The organism is Kitasatospora sp. NPDC127121 (genome assembly GCF_042677305.1).
Lineage (GTDB): Bacteria > Actinomycetota > Actinomycetes > Streptomycetales > Streptomycetaceae > Kitasatospora.
In genome coordinates this window covers 425,699-441,024 of the sequence record NZ_JBHXTQ010000001.1, presented here as the reverse complement: position 1 = coordinate 441,024, position 15,326 = coordinate 425,699, and the positions used below count along the sequence as shown (strand labels likewise).

Sequence of the window (15,326 nt, the reverse complement as noted above, 5' to 3'; positions counted from 1 at the left end):
GGAAGCGGTGCCGCCGCCGGACGGGCACCAACTGGCCCGGCGAACACGGCTACCCGTCCTGCCCGGCCACGGTGGCGAGTCCGTCGAGCAGCGTGGTGATGGTGGCGTCGGTCAACCGATAGCCGTCGGCAGTCTCGACGATCTGACCCGAGGCGATACGGGAGTTCCACCAGTCCTCGAGGAAGCCGGGGGCGTATCCGCCGGTGCGGAAGCCGTACTGCTCGGACTCGAGGCCGAAGGCGATCATGAGCCCGTAGTCCGGCAGCGCGTAGGAAGGCTCGTCCTGCGCAGGCGTTCTGAGGTACCGCTCGAAGGAGTCGACCCGGTTGAAGCTGCTGAACAGCCAGAACAGGTAGTCGTACATGAGCGTGGAGCGCGCGTCGGCGTGCAGGGCGAAGAACCCCTTGTCGTGCACGAGGGCCTCGGCGAGCGCCCGCATTCGCCGGTCCGCGTCGGGCAGAACGTCCGCGACCTCGCGGAAGGCGCGCAGCAGGACGGGGGAGAAGCTGCCGTCGCGCACCGCGGCCAGGTCGGCGAGCCGGTCCTGCTCCGAGGTGTCGTAGACGGACTCGTCGACCAGGCCCGTGACGAACGCCTCGAAGTTCTCCGCGACCAAGGTGATCGCGAAGTCGGCCTCCTGGCTGACGTGCACCACGGTCGGCTCGCCGTGCCTGCCGCACGCGCGGTAGTCGAGGGCGAGCATGTCGTGGCCGCCCGAGGGCATGGCGGCGAAGTAGACACCGATGTCGGGGTACTCCCACCTGTCGATCCAGAACCGGCTGCCGAACTCGCCGCCGAGCGACTGCGGACGAGTCCGCCCGACGCCCCGGATTCCGGTGATCTCGATGTAGTCGTCGGCCCAGGACGTCGCCTCGGGCATGGGGAAGCAGGTCCGGGCCGGGGTGCCGCCGTTGTGCGCGGTCATCAGCGCGATGTAGGAGTCGGGCAGACGGTATCCGCTGAGCTCCTCCTCCAAGGACGCGATCAGCTGCGGCGAGGGTGGGGCCTCCTCCACGTACTGCTCCAGCGCGTAGGCCGAGTCGTCCCAGAACCCGGTGACGTCGAAGCCCTCGAAGTGTCCCACTGCGCCCTCCCGCACCTACTCGTCCGGCGATTGTACGTTCGATGCCCGGCCGACGGCGGCTTCGGAGAAGGGCAGAGTCAGGCGGCACTGACGCGTCGCCGTACTGAGCCGTACTGATGGGCGGCGAGGTGGTCGGCCCAACGAGACATCAACCCGGCTCCGGGCGAAGCAGGACACCGTGCAGACCCCGTGCCGGTCACGGCCGCTTCGCCCACGAAGCCCGGACTCCTCGCCGTCCGCCGCAGCCTCCCGTTGGGCTGTGGAGCGGACGTCGGGTCGGGCCCGGCCCTGTGGGGTCGGCCCCGGGTGTCCTGCGATCAGGCGGCTGTGGCGAGGTTCTTCTCGAACGCGGCGAGGTAGTTGCGCAGGTGGTGGTCCTTGATGCCGTCGGTCTCGGGGGCGAACATGTCCTGGCGGTAGCCCTTCGCCCGGTCCTTCAGCCCGGCGATGAGCGGCATGGCCTCGTGGAGCTCTCCGTCGGCGTCGAAGTAATGGAGTGCGTTGACGTGGGTGAAGGCCGGCTCGGGCGGGAGCTGGGGGACGATGTCGTTGTTGTTGACGAAGCGGTAGCAGCGGTCCCTGAAAGCCGTGTTGTGGGCGGCGGCGAGAAGGCGTTCACAGGTGCGGGGCTGGCCGAAGGTGTAGACGCCGTCGGGGAGTTGGCGAGGCTCCTCGAAGTACCAGCAGGCGCCGGCCAGCATGGCGAGGGCGCCGCCGAGGCTGTGGCCGGTGAACCAGACGCTCTGCCCGTTGGTGCGCAGTCCCCGGATGGTGTCGCGGATCTCGGGGTAGACGGACCGCAGGGCCTGGTGGAAGCCGTAGTGGACGAAGCCCTTGTTCGCCGGTCCGGGAACGGGCGGGGTGCTGACGTCGGTGAGCCAGTCGTAGATCTTCAGGACCTCGGTGCCCCGGAAGCCGGTGACGATCATGCGGTCGCTGGCCATGGTGTAGGCCTGGGTGTCCTCGATCGGGAACGGCATCTGGTGCGTCGACTCGAAGTGCCGCACCTCGTCGAAGCCCCAGGCGTGGGCCTTGTTCTCGATGCCGACCCGGTCCAGCACGGCCAGTCCGGCGGCCTGCGCCATCCAGTAGGCGTGGGGGAGGGAATAGCGGGTCGTCGAGTGGTCCAGAGCGGGGATGGCCATCGGTGTCCTCCGGGAAGCGGGCCAGCGGGTCGCCCAGCAACCTAGTGCCGTATGCGAACGGAGGGGAGCCGGAAGCGCTGAAGGCCACCCGTACGGGCGCAACCGCGGCGGAACCCGGATCCCGGCGGGCTGTGCGGGAACCGCCGCCGGGCGCGGGATCCGCGGCGTTCGCAACACCGCCCATGGGCTCGACGGCCGTGGTCCCCGATGATCGGCGTGACGTCGGCGAAGTCGAAGTGGCAGCGCTGCCAGCCGCGTTGAGGACTACCGCGATCTCGCGGAGCCGATGGTGTCGAGTTCGGCGACCGCGTCGGCGGGCAGCACCAGGTCGGCCGCGGCGATGTTCTCGCGCAGGTGGGCGACGGAGGAGGTGCCGGGGATCAGGACGGTGGTTGCCGAGCGCTGCAACAGCCAGGCCAGTGCGACCTGTTGCGGGGAGGCGTCGAGACGGGCGGCGACATCGTTGAGCACCTGGGACTGGAACGGGCTGAAGCCGCCCAAGGGGAAGAAAGAGGCGAAGGCGATGTTCTGGCCCGCGCAGCGGTCCACGAGTGAGTCGTCCTGCCGGTTGGCCAGGTTGTAGAGGTTCTGCACGGTGACGACCGGGGCGATGGCCTGCGCCTCGGTGAGCTGGGCGTCGGAGACGCCGCTGATGCCCAGGTGGCGGATCAGCCCCTGACGGCGCAGGTCGGCCAAGGCGCCGAACTGCTCGGCGATGGGCGCATCGGAGATGTTTTCCACCGAGTCCAGGCGCAGGTTGACGACGTCCAGGGCCTCCAGGCCGAGGTGCCGGAGGTTGTCGTGGACCTGGGCCTTGAGGTCCGCGGGTTCCTGCGAGGGGATCCAGTCGCCGGTCTCGTCGCGGCGGGCGCCGACCTTGGTGACGATGTGCAGTCCGGCCGGGTAGGGGTGCAGGGCTTCCTTGATGAGTTCGTTGACGACGAACGGTCCGTAGTAGTCGCTGGTGTCGATGTGGGTGATGCCCAGCTCGACGGCTTCGCGCAGGACCGCCAAGGCCTGGTCGCGGTCCCTGGGGGGACCGAAGACGCCGGGGCCGGCCAACTGCATGGCGCCGTAGCCCATCCGGCTGAGGGCGAGGTCGGGGGCCAGGGTGAGGGTGCCGCCGGGAGCGCTGGTGGTCACGTCGTGCCTTTCGTCGGCTTCGCTGAGGCCGGGGCCGACGAATCGGATGCTCGTGGACAGCCCGGCGTGACTCCTAACTCTGGGGGAGCGGGGGTGGGCGGGGCGGCACCCCGGTGTTCCTGGGCGTGGCAGGGACACCCCGGCTGATCGGCATCCTCACCGAGTGCAGCCCCGCAGGGGCGGACACGCCATGCCTGGCCTACTACAGCCCGCTGATGCTCGGCGCCATCGACTTCGACAACCTTCAGAGATCACGGTGCCGGCGCCGGCACCGCCTCGCTGGCTGGGGCGATGGCTATCCGACGTGGTCCTGTCCGATCGCGCGGAGGACGTCGGCGAGCCAGACCAGGTGGTAGCCCACGATCCGGTCCGGGTCGGTGAGTAGGTGCTCAAGGTGGTGCCAGGACTCGGAGAGCTGCCCTATGGTGATCGTCTTCGGTTCGTTGGGGACGTCGTAGAGTTCGTCGCCGGGGACGGACCAGAAGTAGTCACGTTCGACGGCTACTGTGCTGCCGGCTGAGGCTTCGATGTGGTGCAGTGCCAGCTCGAAGGCGCGTCGGAGCTGATCGAGCGGGATCTGTAGAGGTTCGCTGTCCATGCGCTCATCTTTGTCGATCAGGGGTCGTGTCGGGTCCGGACCCATGACGTCCGACCCTTGCGCGACGACGACGGAAGCTGCGGCCATCGGCCCCGAGGCTCATTCCTCGCCAACTGCCCCCAAGCGGGAGCGATGCAGGCCACGCCCTTCCGGGCGTGGCCTGCATCGTTCAGTCCGAGGCCCCGGGCCTGCTCTGGGGCTCAGCGCAGGCCGGTGAACAGGTCCTTCTCGGGCAGCGCCGCGCCGGTGGTGTCGAGGACCCGGACGAACGTCTCCACGCCCATCAGTTCGGTGAACCGCTCCCGGCCCATCTTCAGGAAGAAGATGTTCTCGCCCTGGCTGGCGTGCGCGAGCAGCGCGTCGTACTTCTGCCCGCCGAAGGCGGTGGCGTCCACCCAGGTGGTGATCTCCTCGTCGGGCAGCCCGATCGGGGGCAGCTCCACGGCCTCCCCGGTGGGCTCCGGGTCGCCCCCGTCGCCCCCGTCGGTGCCGAACTCGCGCATGAGCTCGCCGAAGCGCTGCATCATCGAGTGCGGCGCCGTGGTCCAGTACACCTTGGGCGTCAGGGCGGCCTGGGTGAGGGCGGCCATGGTGATGCGGTTGGCCTGGATGTGGTCGGGGTGGCCGTAGAAGCCGTTCTCGTCGTAGGTCACGACGACGTCGGGCCGGTAGCGGAGCATCAGGTCGGCGAGCCGGGCGGCGCCGTCGGCGACGGGGGTGCTCCAGAACGATCCAGGAGCGTCGTTGGCGGGCCAGCCCATCATCCCGGAGTCGCCGTAGCCGAGCAGTTCGAGGTGGTCGACCCCGAGGATCCGGCAGCTGGCTTCGAGTTCCTGGCGGCGCAGTTCGGCGATGGCGGCGGGGTCGTGGCCCTCCTCGCCCGGCTTGGCGCCGCCGGGGCCGTCGCCGCAGGCGCCGTCGGTACAGGTGACGAGGACGGTGCGGATGCCCTCGGCGGCGTAGCGGGCGAGGACGCCGCCGGTCGAGGTGGCCTCGTCGTCGGGGTGGGCGTGGACTGCCATCAGCGTCAGGGGCCGGTCGGCCATGGGTGTCGTCCTCCGGTCGGTCGGTCGGGTGTTCGTCTCCCAGTCTGCGCCAGCGCCTCGGGCGGCTCGGGCCCGGGGGTGGTCGAGGCCGCCGGGCATCCCGGTGGGGGGCGGTGTGTTCGGCCTCCCGGCCGCCACGTGGAGCTTCCGGGCGTGGCCGCCGGCGGTCAGCCGGTGGTGCAGCCGCCGTTGCGGCAGTCGCGCCAGGGGCCCCAGGCGCCGCCCGGGGCCTGCTCGGAGATCTCGGCGGACAACGAGGGGCCGTTCCACATGTGCGCGAGCACCGTCAGCCTCCCGTCGGCCGCCTCGATGACGGAGGAGGGGGTGGCCACCGCCTCCGACAGCGGACCGGTGCCCAGGTTGGTCCAGGAGCCCCAGACGCCGGGGGTGCTCTGCTCGTTGACGTACAACTGCGGGCTGGCCGAGCCCTGGTAGACCTCGAAGAAGGCCAGCGTGCCGTTCGCCCGCTGGAAGGCCACCGGCACCCCGAAGAACCTCGGCACCAGCCCCCCGGCGGGGCCGAAGGGCTCGGGCGCCGACCACGGCCCGTCCGGGCCCGCCTGGTGCATCCGTACCAGGACCGACGACTGGTACCCGATGGTGAACACCTCCAGGGCGCCGTCGGCGTCCGCGGCGGCGGTGAGGACCTGGTTCCGGTAGCTGAGGCTCATGCCGTTGACCTGGCTCCAGGCGCCGAACGGGCCGCCGGAGGACGACTGCGTCCGGTACCAGATGGTCCCGCCGGTGCCGTCGGCGGTCGAGAAGACCGCGAACCGCGCCTGGGTGCCGTCGGGACGGGTGACCGTGGTGGACTGTCCCTCGGTGCCCGGGGGCGTGGTGGTGTCCCGGGGCCGGTCCGCCGCCGACGACACGGTCGCCGGTGCCGGTACGGAGGTCGGGGCCTGGGCCTGGGCGGATGGTGCGAGGAGGCCGACTGCGCCGATGAGTGCGGCGCAGACGGTCGCCGCCACGGTGCATCGCCGTGCGCTCGTGGGCATGGCTGGTCCCTGCCTTCCGATCGGTCTGCGGGGCCCGGCCGGGCAGTGGCGCGGGCCGTCGGCCATCCTGCCCACCGGGGCGGCCGGTACGGGCGCCTACGCCCGGAAATGGCCGGAACACACGGGCGGGCCGCCGGGCCTGCGCGAGGCGGCCCGCAGCTCCTGGTGACGGCGCGCTGCAGCAGGGACCGACCTGAACGGCCGTCAGGAGAGCGGGATCGGATCCCGCCAGATGTCCAGCGGAACGGCGCGGACCGCGCGTCCGTCCCCGTCGAGGATTCGGCCCATCCGCTTCACGGTGCGCAGCGACACGCGGCGCTCGGCCACCCGCAGGTCGGGGAACCTGCGGGCGAGAGCGGTTTCCAGCCGCTGGACGTCGGCGAGGGAGCGCTGCCAGACGGAGAGCAGGAGGTTGTGCGGGCCGGTGACGGACACGCACAGCCGGACCTCGGGGAGTCTGGCGAGCTGGGGGCCGACCTCGTCGAGCCGCTCCGGGGGGAGGTCGGCCCGGAAGGTCGCCAGGACCGGCCGGCCGGCGTCGCGGGCGGCGATCTCGCAGCGGAAGCGGATCGCGTCGGAGGCGGCCAGCCGGTCGAGGCGCCGGCGCAGCGTGGACGGGCTGAGCCCGGTGGCGGCGGCCAGCTCGGCTTGGCCGAGGCGGCCGTCGACGCCCAGTCTGATGAGCAACTCCCGGTTTTCTTCCCGGACTTCGGCTCGCACGCCGGACGGCGTCCCGTAGCCGGCCAGGTGATCGTCGTGCAGTTCCACGCGCTGGGCCTGGTCCAGCGAGTCCAGTCGCCAGCGGATCCCCTCGGCGTAGAAGCCGGTCGCCAGGTGGACGCGGACGGCGTTGACCCCGGGGAGTGGGCCGAGCCGCTCGGCGGTGTACCGGGAGACCGTCGCCAGGTCGGTGAAGGCCACGGTGACGACGAGGTCGCAGCCCTGGGCGACGTGTTCGATGCTCATCACGTGCGGGTCCTCGGCCAGTTCGTCGGCGATCTGCCGGAGCCGGCCGGGAGCGCAGTCGAGGTCGAGGTAGGCGACGCACCCGCGGTCCTCGGGGTGCGGCAGACCGTAGGCGGTCACCCAGGCGATCCCGGCCTGCGAGAGTCGGCGCCAGCGGCGGGCGGCGGTGACCGGGCTGATCCCGAGGGTCTGGCCGAGCAGCGACCAGGGTGCGCGGGGCCGCAGCTGCAGCGCGTTCACCAGGGCGAGGTCCAGCTCGTCCACCGTCACCTCGGCGCCGGTCGTCGCGGTGCCGGTCACCTCGGTGCCGGTCGTCGCGGTGTCGGGCATCTCGGAGCCGGTCACCGTCGGCTGCCGGTGGATTCGTGCATCGAAGGGCCTCCTGGTGGCGTGATCCTGCGAAATCGCGGGCAAATCCCGCCGCGAGATCCAGAATCACGGAACAAGATCGCTCTGCACAAGTTCCCGCCACGCGCGGGATCGACGGAGGTGCCCGTGTCCCTGCACGACGACGCTCTCGCTCTGGCCCCGGACCTGGTCCGGCTGCGCCACGACCTGCACCGGTTCCCCGAGTTGGGCCTGGCCCTGCCGCGCACCCAGGAGCGGGTGCTGCGGGCCCTGGACGGCCTGCCGCTGGAGGTGAGCCAGGGCTCGGCGCTGAGTTCGGTCACCGCGGTGCTGCGCGGCGGCCGACCGGGGCCGGCGGTGCTGCTGCGCGGGGACATGGACGGCCTGCCGGTCGCCGAGAAGGCCCCGCTGCCGTTCGCCGCCGACAACGGGGCCATGCACGCCTGCGGACACGATCTGCACACCACCATGCTCGCGGGTGCCGCACACCTGCTGGCCGCACGGCGGGAACAGCTCCACGGCGACGTGGTCTTCATGTTCCAGCCGGGCGAGGAGGGGTGGGACGGGGCCGGGGCCATGCTGGCCGAGGGCGTGCTCGACGCGGCAGGAAGGCGCCCGGTCGCCGCCTACGCCCTGCACGTGTCGTCGGCCATGCGGCACGGGGAGTTCGGCTCCCGGCGCGGGCCGATCATGGCCGCTTCCGCTGCGCTGAACGTCACCGTCCACGGTGCGGGCGGCCACGGTTCGGTGCCGCACCGGGCCAAGGACCCCATCCCGGCGGCCTGCGAGATGGTCACCGCCCTGCAGACCATGGTGACCCGCCGCTTCGACGTGTTCGATCCGGTGGTGGTCACCGTCGGGCTGATCCAGGCCGGCACCCAGCGCAACATCATCCCCGAGACCGCCTACTTCGAGGCGACCGTGCGCACCTTCTCCGCCGAGGCGCAGTCCAAGGTCGCCGACACCACGGTCGAGCTGGTCAGGGCCATCGCGGCCGCCCACGGCCTGCGGGCCGAGGTCGAGTTCCTTCCCCAGTACCCGGTGACCGTGACCGACGGGGCCGAGACCGACTTCCTGGCGGACACCGTCCGGGAGGTCTTCGGCGAGGAGCGCTTCCAGCCGATGCCGAACCCGATGACCGGGTCGGAGGACTTCTCCCGGGTCCTGGACGCCGTGCCGGGATCGCTCGTGTGGCTCGGCGCCGCCCCGAAGGGGACCGACCCCGACGACCTGCCGGTCAACCACTCGCCCTACGCGGAGTTCGACGACGCGGTGCTCCCCGACGGGGCCGCGCTCTACGCCGAACTCGCCACCCGCCGTCTCGCGGCCTGAGCCCGGTCGAACCCGTAGCACGCAACCCTGCTGAACCCGCAACCCGTACACCGAGGAAGAAACGATCAACCACATGACCGAACCGCGCGACGTGGTCGAGCAGCAGCTCGCCGCCTACAACAGCCACGACATCGACGCCTTCGTCGCCACCTACGCCGAGGACATCACGATCCACCGGGCCGACGGCACCCAACTCCATGGCCGGCAGGCTCTGCGCGACAGGTACGCCGGACAGTTCGCCAAGGGCCGCTGCCGGGCGGAGATCGTGGGGCGGCTCAGCGAAGGCGACTGGGTGGTCGACCACGAAGTCGCCCACGGCCTGGCCGACGAGCCGGTCCGCGTCCTGGTGGCCTACCGGGTGCGCGAAGGCCTCATCGACCGCGTCGACTTCCTGAGCTGAACCAGCGCAACAGCGCAGGCCCGTACGGCGGCCGTCGCCGCCGTCGTACGGCCGGCCCGCGCCCCTCCGGTGAACGGCCGTCAGAGACCGGGGACGGCGTCCTTCGCAACGGTGTGCCAGTTGGTGACGATCGGCTTGTCGACCGGCGTGGTGCCGACGGCGATGCTGGCCGGGTTGGGGTCGGCGTTGCCGATGCCCACGATGACGTCGGTGAACTGGATTGCCTGGTTGGTGTTGGTGGTCTTCGTCATGATGCCCGCGTACGCGACCTTGGCGCCGCTCAGGGTGATCGGTTCGCCGGTGGACTGTTCGGCGTTGGCGGCCTCGATGCCGCGCGAGCCGAACGCGATGGTGGGGTGGGTCGCGGGGAGCGTGCAGGTGATGCCCGGCTTGGCCTTGGCCGTGATCAGGAGGTAGCCGCCGGCCTGGGATTCGGACTTCGCGCTGAGGGCGAGGTCGTTGGCGCCGCAGGCCTGGCCGTAGCCGGTCTTGTCGGCGGCGGGGGCGGAGGGCGCGTCGGGCGACTTCGGCGTGGCGGACGACTTCGGTGTGGAGGGCGTCGTGGGCGCGGCGGCGGCCTTCGTCGGCGAGGCCCCGGCGGGTGCGGCCCCGGTGGGTGCGGTCGCGGCCCCGTTGGTCGCGGCGGCGGTGGCCGCGGGGCTGGCGGCGGTGGAGGCCGTGTCGCTGTTGTCCGGCCCGCAGGCCGTCGCGGTGGCGGCGAGCGCCGCGACGGCGGCGGCGGTGAGGGCGAGGCGGCGCGTGCGCATGAGGTCTCCCGATGTCGTTCGACCGGTGAGGTTCACCGGGTGTGATCACCGTAGGCGAGGGTCGTTCACAGGCAGGTGCGGGAAGTATCCCGATCCTGTCCCAGAAACCGATGGGCCTTGTCCGCCGGACAGTTGACGAGGTGTGCCCGGCCGAAGCCGGAGAGCGCTGCGTGCGGGCCGCAGCCTCAGACGCCGTCCTTGTGCCCGTTCGCGACGAGCAGTTGCTCCATGCTCTTGTGGGCGGGGGCGGCCTCGGTGTTGCTGTCGTCGTGGAACATCCTGAGGTACTGGACGAGGGCGCTCACGCACGTGTCCCGCCCGTCGTACTCCGCGTTGTCGACGAGTCGGCAGTCCTTCGAGATCTCCCTCATCTGCCCGCCGGGAGCGGTGTATACGGGGTGCCAGATCAGTTTCACGTCCGGGTTCAGCCGCTGGACCAGCCGTAGTTCCGGGACTTCCAGCCTGATCAGGATGCTCTCCGGAGCGTAGGCCCGTACGAAGATGTGCACGGGGCCGGTCGCGCGGGACACGAAGGCCTTGGACAGGACGCTCCACATCGGCCCCGTCAGCTTCCAGTCCGGGTGCAGCTCCAGGACGTTGAGCACGCCGCCGATCCGGGTCCGCCCCAGGGGCGTGTGGCCCTTCCGGTACGCGTAGTCGCTGGTCTCGATGCCGCCCGCCCACAGGGCCATGGTGGGCGTCTCGATCTCCAGGTGCTCGGCGATGAGCTTGACGAACTCCTGGTACCAGGTGTTCGACGCCCGGAGCTCGCGCTGCTCCTGGCGGTCCTTCGTCTTCGCCACGGCCTCGTCGTTCAGCGCGCCCTGCGAGTCGACCCCGCCGAGCAGCAGTTGCCAGGCGGCGTCGGCCTGGGGCTGCGGAATGCCCGCGGCCTTCGTCAGCTCCTGGTACGGCCCCCACTCGGGGTGCTCGGTGGGCCTCGTGGCGTAGTGCTCGTTCAGGCCGCCCTTCTGGCGCTGCACCTGGCGTGTCACCGCGGCGTTCCCCACCTGCCGCTGGAGCGCGGCCAGGCCCGTGAGGCGTGCCCCGTGCCCGGCGGTGGCCGGCGCCGCCGTCTGCCGCTCCGCGGCTCTCCGTGTCTCGCGCACGCCCTCCCCGCCCTTCCGGCCGTCCCCGCCGAGTCTACGGGCGGCGGGGTGGCGGGGCGAGGGCCGAAAGGGCAGACCCGGGGCCGTGCGCATCCCCTCCGTGCTGTCGGTGGCCGCCGGTGCCGCGCGCCTGGACGACGCCGGGCCGCGTCATAACCCGGTCAGGGAGGTGGTTACTCCCGATAATCGGTGAGGCGCAATCGGGCGCCTACGCAGGGCGCAGCCCCCGGGCGGGGGAGTTCCAGAGGAGGTCAGTCCATGAGCAGGACGAAGAGGACCGGGACGAAGGCGTGGGGCGGCCGGGCCGCCGTGATCGGTGCGCTGGGTCTGGCATCGGTGGCCCTGGCCGCCGGGCCGGCGTTCGCCAAGGGCGACGTGGAGGTCACGGCTCCGCACACGGCGCGGGTCGGCACGACCTTCACGGTCACGGGGCACGGGGACGACGACGGTGCCGCCTACGTGCAGGTGTGCCTGGAGGGCCGCAGCAGCGGTTCGACGTGGGAGCGGATGACCTGCGGCACCGTGGTCGAGACGGGCACCGAGGCGGAGGCCGCCGTGCAGGTCAAGGTCGCACACAGCGGCGTCCTGGAATACCGTGCGGTGCTGTTCGGCCTGACCGGCCTGGACGACCGCCACCCCGTTCGCGAGAGGACCTCGGATCCGGTGACGGTGGAGGTCCGCTGAGACCGGCGGCGCGGCCGCTGACGGCCGGCTGCCGGGCGACACCTGGGCCGCACCTGGGCCAAGACCGCCCAACTGCCCTGCCCCGGCGCGGAAGCGGCCGAGGCGAAGTGCGGCCGCCGCATGGGGAATCGGTCTGGACACAGGCGAACAGCACGGGTTGGCGGGCGGCCGGTCAGTTCCGGAAGGACACGGGGAGGTTGGCGTAGCCGCGGAAGGTGAGGCGGTCGCGGCGCGCTGCCGTGCCGGCGCGCCGTATGACGGGCAGGCGCTCCAGCAGCAGCGGGAGTGCCAGTCGCGCCTCCGTACGGGCCAGCGCGGAGCCGAGGCAGTAGTGTGCGCCGGCGCCGAAGGAGAGCGACGGCTGGGAGTCCCGGAACGGGTCGAACCGGTCCGGGGCGGTGAAGTGCGCCGGATCGTGGTTTCCCGCCCCGAGGAGCACCAGGATGTGGCTGCCCTTCTCGATGCTGCCGATGCCGTCGATCTCGATCGGCTCGGGTGCCCACCGGCTGGTGAGTTGCAGGGGCGCGTCGAAGCGTGACACCTCTTCGACGTACCGGTCGGTCAGGCCCGGGTCCGTCCGCAGCCGCGCGGCGAGGTCGGGGTGGTCCAGGAGGGCTCCCAGGCTGTTGCCGAGGAGGTTGGCGGAGGTCTCGAATCCCGCCAGTAGCAGGAACACCAGGTTCACGACGAGTTCGCGGGTGGACAGCTCGCTGCCGTCGCGGTCGTGCGCCAGTACCAGTGCGGTGATCAGGTCCTCGCCGGGTTCGGTACGCCGGAGCCGGGTCAGCTCGGTGACGTACGCTTCCAGCTCGAGGGCCGCGCGGTCGGCCGCGGTGGCGGGGCCGTCGGGCCGGAACGGCTCCAGGACGGCGGTCGTCTCCTGGGCGCGCTCGCGCAACCACTGGTGCTCGCCGGCCGGGACACCGAGCAGTGTGCCGATGATCCGGATCGTCAGCGGGTAGGCGAACTCGTCCATGAGGTCCACGGCCTCGCCGTCGCGGCCGATCTGGGCCAGGTGGTCGGCGAGGGCGGTCGCCCGTGCGGTGACGACCTCCTTCAGCCGGTCCGTCCCACGGGGTGAGAAGGCGTCTGCGGCGAGCCGCCGGACGCGGGCGTGGTCGGGGCCGTTGGCCTTCATCATGGAGTCCGCGATCAGGCGTGCGGCGGCACCGTCCGGCCAGCCCCGGACTTCCAGTCGCGGGTCGCGCAGCAGTGCGTTGACGGCGTCGTACCCGGTCGCCGCGTAGAACCCCGGTCGCAGGCGTACCACCGGTCCGTGGGACCGGAGGGCGGCGTACGCGGGATAGGGGTTCTGGCGGCCGGTGGGTGACGCCAGGTACTGGAATGCCTCGCCGGGCAGCATGCCGGGATTCCTCACGTAGGGATCGGGTTTCTGGGTCGAGCGAGTGCCGTGAACGCCGTGGGCTCAGGAGTACTGGATCAGCTGGAGCCGTGGCGGCATCGTCCAGTCGTGGGGTTCGAAGGCGATGCGGGTGAGCGGCGCGGTGGCGGCGGCATCGGTCATGATCCCTTCCAGGGCGTCCTGTTGGCCTGGTTCGAGGAACCCCCAGAACAGGCTGTGCCAGACCACCGTGCGCACCGACGGATCGGCCGGCGTCGCCAGCTCGCGCCGCAGCCACCCGACCGCATCCGCCTGGTCCACCCGGACCGGGGTGCGGGCGGCGAGGTCGAGCGCGTCGTCGAGGGCGGCTCGCAGGAACGTGTGCTCGAAGGGCAGGTAGCTCCGTACGGTCTGCACGTCGGCCGGATCGGCGGGGTCGCGGGGACGCAGGTCGCAGCCCGCGCGCGCCACGATCCGGATGTTTCCGGGGTTCGGACCGTGGGCGGGCAGCCGGACCGGTGAGGCGGGGTCGCCCCACTCCCAGCCGGGCCCGAACCACCGGTAGCGGTCGATCAGCAGGTTGAGTCCGGCGCAGGCGCCGAGTTCGAGCAGTCGGATCCGCGGGGCCCGCACCAGTGCGAGCCCGTGCAGCAGTGTCGCGGCCCGGACGGGCTCGTGCTGCTGCACCGGGTTGTCCAGCGCGGTGGCGATCTCGGCGGGGTGGTCGGCGATCGCCGTGACGAAGAGGTCCCACGACCGGTCGGTGCCGCGCGGTTCGAGTCCGTCCGCCGCACTCGACTCGGCCAGGTGTGAGGTCAGTCGGGGAAGCCGCCCGGCGGTCAGCAGGCCCTGGACCCCGGCCATGGCGCGGATGGTGAACAGGGGCGTGCCGGCCTGTGGGTGCCGTCCGATCAGGCGGGTAACCGGCCCGCCGTGCTCGACGTCGTCGGCGAGCCTGGCGAGCAGCCCCGATGCGAAGGGAGCGGCCCCGGCGGACCGTGCGGCCATCGACCGCAGCAGCTCCGGTCGGTCGATCAACTCGCGCACGGGGAGACTCCGTTCGGCACTGCTCGGGCGGAGGTGTGGACCAGGCCGTGCAGCAGCTCCCGGTACGGGCCGTCCGGAGCGAGTCGGTCGAGCACCGCGCAGCAGTGCTGCCGCAGCGACTCGACCCGGCGTTCGTAGCCGTCGAGGACGGACGGATCCCGCAGCGCGGTCCGCAGCTCCCCGCGGGCGCCCGGATCGGTGCCGGCCCGGGCATGCAGGTCCAGCAGGTGCTCCCGGTGCGCGGGGGCGGCGACTGCGAGTGCGTGGGCCAGCAGGAGGGTGCGAGTGCCGTTGGCCAGATCCTCGAACTCCTGCGCCGCGCTGGGAGCTCCGTCGTTGCCGAGCTGTCGCAGGACGCCGAAGAGTTCGCCGAAGGTCCGCCAGGAGCGCAGCGTTTCGGGCCGGTCCGTGGCGAGCCTGGCTGCCATCACCGCGTCGCGGCCGTAGGCGGCGCCGCTCTTGCCCCGGTAGCAGGCCATGACGGACCGCCACGTCACGGGGTCGTCCGCCGGCTCGGCGATGTCGGCCAACTGGCCCTCCAGCGCGTCCAGTGCGGTGCGGACCAGTTCCTGCTCCCAGGAGAGGCGGATGTCCGGGGCTGCCGAGTACCGGTCGGCCACCCGGTGGGGCAGTGTGCTCCCGCAGGCCACGGCTGCCAGGGTGGTGCGGGCCAGTTCGGACCTGCCCCGAGGTGCGGCCGGGCCCTGGCCGTCGGCGAGGTCGTCGAGGGCTTCGGCCCCCGCCCACCACAGCCGGGAGACCGCACACACCGCGGCCGCCGGTCGGGGCTCACCGGTGATCGTCCCGAGGACGGCCATGCCCAGGAGGCGGAAGGGGCTTCGGCCGCCGCCGTCCGCCGCCAGCAGGCCGGTGACCGCGTCCGCCAGGCTCGGGTGGTCACGGCGCAGATCCTCCAGCACCATGGCGATCTCCGTGCCCACGGCCGCGAACCAGCCGGGGGGAACCGTCAGCGGACCGGCAGTCTCGGTGGGATTCATCGGTGTGTCCTTGTGGTCGGGCCCGCCGGCGCTCCGGAGGCCGTTGCGGCACGGGGGAGGGCCCGCACTCGCCCGAGGGGGCGCCGGGCGAGTGCGGGCGGGGCACCGATCAGCAGTAGGTGTAGAACCCGCCACCCATCACGGCGGCGATCCGCTGGTCCGCGCAGGACGACGGCGTGCTCGGCTCCGCGGGCTGCTCACCCTCCAGCAGGCGCTCCGCCGCCCCGATGACGGCGAGGGTGTCTTCGTCAAGTATGTTCTGCGACAACGCAGTTCTCCTCTTCAGGTAGTGGGCCGCTGGCCTGCCGCTTGCTGCGGG

The 15,326-nt window shown here is 71.9% G+C and carries 16 protein-coding genes; 3 read left to right on the top strand and 13 right to left on the bottom strand.

The features are described 5' to 3' along the window. Positions 1-49: 49 nt before the first annotated feature. From ACFVHI_RS01790 to ACFVHI_RS01760, 7 genes are all read right to left on the bottom strand, one after another. The gene (locus ACFVHI_RS01790) at positions 50-1,084 is read right to left on the bottom strand and encodes an SMI1/KNR4 family protein (protein WP_380334707.1); all 1,035 of its coding nucleotides are present in this window, start codon (positions 1,082-1,084) and stop codon (positions 50-52) included. 317 nt (positions 1,085-1,401) lie between these two features. After that, positions 1,402-2,229, bottom strand: a complete 828-nt coding sequence (locus ACFVHI_RS01785; RefSeq protein WP_380334704.1) for a lipase family protein — start codon at positions 2,227-2,229, stop codon at positions 1,402-1,404. Positions 2,230-2,493: 264 nt separating this feature from the next. Next, positions 2,494-3,372, bottom strand: a complete 879-nt coding sequence (locus ACFVHI_RS01780; RefSeq protein ID WP_380334702.1) for an oxidoreductase — start codon at positions 3,370-3,372, stop codon at positions 2,494-2,496. A 295-nt stretch (positions 3,373-3,667) separates the two neighbouring features. Beyond that, entirely contained in the window at positions 3,668-3,970 is a 303-nt protein-coding gene (locus ACFVHI_RS01775) for a hypothetical protein (protein ID WP_380334699.1), read from the bottom strand. A gap of 200 nt (positions 3,971-4,170) precedes the next feature. Further along, the gene (locus ACFVHI_RS01770; RefSeq protein ID WP_380334696.1) at positions 4,171-5,016 is read right to left on the bottom strand and encodes a PIG-L family deacetylase; all 846 of its coding nucleotides are present in this window, start codon (positions 5,014-5,016) and stop codon (positions 4,171-4,173) included. A 167-nt stretch (positions 5,017-5,183) separates the two neighbouring features. After that, positions 5,184-6,014, bottom strand: a complete 831-nt coding sequence (locus ACFVHI_RS01765) for a hypothetical protein (RefSeq protein ID WP_380334693.1) — start codon at positions 6,012-6,014, stop codon at positions 5,184-5,186. A 204-nt stretch (positions 6,015-6,218) separates the two neighbouring features. After that, positions 6,219-7,310: an Lrp/AsnC family transcriptional regulator gene (locus tag ACFVHI_RS01760; protein WP_380334690.1), complete on the bottom strand. Its 1,092-nt coding sequence runs from the start codon at positions 7,308-7,310 to the stop codon at positions 6,219-6,221. Between the two features lie 165 nt (positions 7,311-7,475). On the opposite strand from ACFVHI_RS01760, the gene ACFVHI_RS01755 reads away from it, so the two are divergent. Then, complete coding sequence (locus tag ACFVHI_RS01755; protein ID WP_380334683.1) at positions 7,476-8,660, top strand: M20 family metallopeptidase; 1,185 nt, start codon at positions 7,476-7,478, stop codon at positions 8,658-8,660. A gap of 73 nt (positions 8,661-8,733) precedes the next feature. After that, positions 8,734-9,060 (top strand): nuclear transport factor 2 family protein, encoded by a 327-nt coding sequence (locus ACFVHI_RS01750; RefSeq protein WP_380334680.1) that lies wholly within the window; start codon positions 8,734-8,736, stop codon positions 9,058-9,060. An 80-nt stretch (positions 9,061-9,140) separates the two neighbouring features. On the opposite strand, the gene ACFVHI_RS01745 is transcribed toward ACFVHI_RS01750, so the two are convergent. After that, positions 9,141-9,827 (bottom strand): hypothetical protein, encoded by a 687-nt coding sequence (locus ACFVHI_RS01745; RefSeq protein WP_380334677.1) that lies wholly within the window; start codon positions 9,825-9,827, stop codon positions 9,141-9,143. Between the two features lie 185 nt (positions 9,828-10,012). Further along, the gene (locus tag ACFVHI_RS01740) at positions 10,013-10,822 is read right to left on the bottom strand and encodes a hypothetical protein (RefSeq protein ID WP_159398671.1); all 810 of its coding nucleotides are present in this window, start codon (positions 10,820-10,822) and stop codon (positions 10,013-10,015) included. 372 nt (positions 10,823-11,194) lie between these two features. Here ACFVHI_RS01740 and ACFVHI_RS01735 point away from each other — a divergent pair, with 372 nt between their 5' ends. Beyond that, a complete protein-coding gene (locus tag ACFVHI_RS01735; RefSeq protein WP_380334674.1) occupies positions 11,195-11,620 on the top strand; it encodes a hypothetical protein in 426 nt (141 codons plus the stop codon). Positions 11,621-11,792: 172 nt separating this feature from the next. Here ACFVHI_RS01735 and ACFVHI_RS01730 read toward each other — a convergent pair whose 3' ends face one another. From ACFVHI_RS01730 to ACFVHI_RS01715, 4 genes are all read right to left on the bottom strand, one after another. After that, complete coding sequence (locus tag ACFVHI_RS01730) at positions 11,793-12,983, bottom strand: cytochrome P450 (RefSeq protein WP_380334672.1); 1,191 nt, start codon at positions 12,981-12,983, stop codon at positions 11,793-11,795. 63 nt (positions 12,984-13,046) lie between these two features. Continuing rightward, positions 13,047-14,009 carry a DUF2332 domain-containing protein gene (locus ACFVHI_RS01725; protein ID WP_380334669.1) on the bottom strand — a complete coding sequence of 321 codons (963 nt, stop codon included), beginning with the start codon at positions 14,007-14,009 and terminating at the stop codon, positions 13,047-13,049. Beyond that, positions 13,997-15,007, bottom strand: a complete 1,011-nt coding sequence (locus ACFVHI_RS01720; protein ID WP_380334666.1) for a polyprenyl synthetase family protein — start codon at positions 15,005-15,007, stop codon at positions 13,997-13,999. Before ACFVHI_RS01720 ends, ACFVHI_RS01725 begins: the two co-directional genes overlap by 13 nt. A gap of 109 nt (positions 15,008-15,116) precedes the next feature. Next, the gene (locus tag ACFVHI_RS01715; RefSeq protein WP_380334664.1) at positions 15,117-15,275 is read right to left on the bottom strand and encodes a hypothetical protein; all 159 of its coding nucleotides are present in this window, start codon (positions 15,273-15,275) and stop codon (positions 15,117-15,119) included. Positions 15,276-15,326: the final 51 nt, after the last annotated feature.

Bases quoted from the DNA above. Each gene is read 5' to 3' on its own strand.
- ACFVHI_RS01770 (WP_380334696.1), bottom strand. From the start codon at position 5,016: ATGGCCGACCGGCCCCTGACGCTGATGGCAGTCCACGCCCACCCCGAC.
- ACFVHI_RS01750 (WP_380334680.1), top strand. From the start codon at position 8,734: ATGACCGAACCGCGCGACGTGGTCGAGCAGCAGCTCGCCGCCTACAAC.
- ACFVHI_RS01775 (WP_380334699.1), bottom strand. From the start codon at position 3,970: ATGGACAGCGAACCTCTACAGATCCCGCTCGATCAGCTCCGACGCGCC.
- ACFVHI_RS01745 (WP_380334677.1), bottom strand. From the start codon at position 9,827: ATGCGCACGCGCCGCCTCGCCCTCACCGCCGCCGCCGTCGCGGCGCTC.
- ACFVHI_RS01720 (WP_380334666.1), bottom strand. From the start codon at position 15,007: ATGAATCCCACCGAGACTGCCGGTCCGCTGACGGTTCCCCCCGGCTGG.
- ACFVHI_RS01735 (WP_380334674.1), top strand. From the start codon at position 11,195: ATGAGCAGGACGAAGAGGACCGGGACGAAGGCGTGGGGCGGCCGGGCC.
- ACFVHI_RS01785 (WP_380334704.1), bottom strand. From the start codon at position 2,229: ATGGCCATCCCCGCTCTGGACCACTCGACGACCCGCTATTCCCTCCCC.
- ACFVHI_RS01730 (WP_380334672.1), bottom strand. From the start codon at position 12,983: ATGCTGCCCGGCGAGGCATTCCAGTACCTGGCGTCACCCACCGGCCGC.
- ACFVHI_RS01760 (WP_380334690.1), bottom strand. From the start codon at position 7,310: ATGCCCGACACCGCGACGACCGGCACCGAGGTGACCGGCACCGCGACG.
- ACFVHI_RS01765 (WP_380334693.1), bottom strand. From the start codon at position 6,014: ATGCCCACGAGCGCACGGCGATGCACCGTGGCGGCGACCGTCTGCGCC.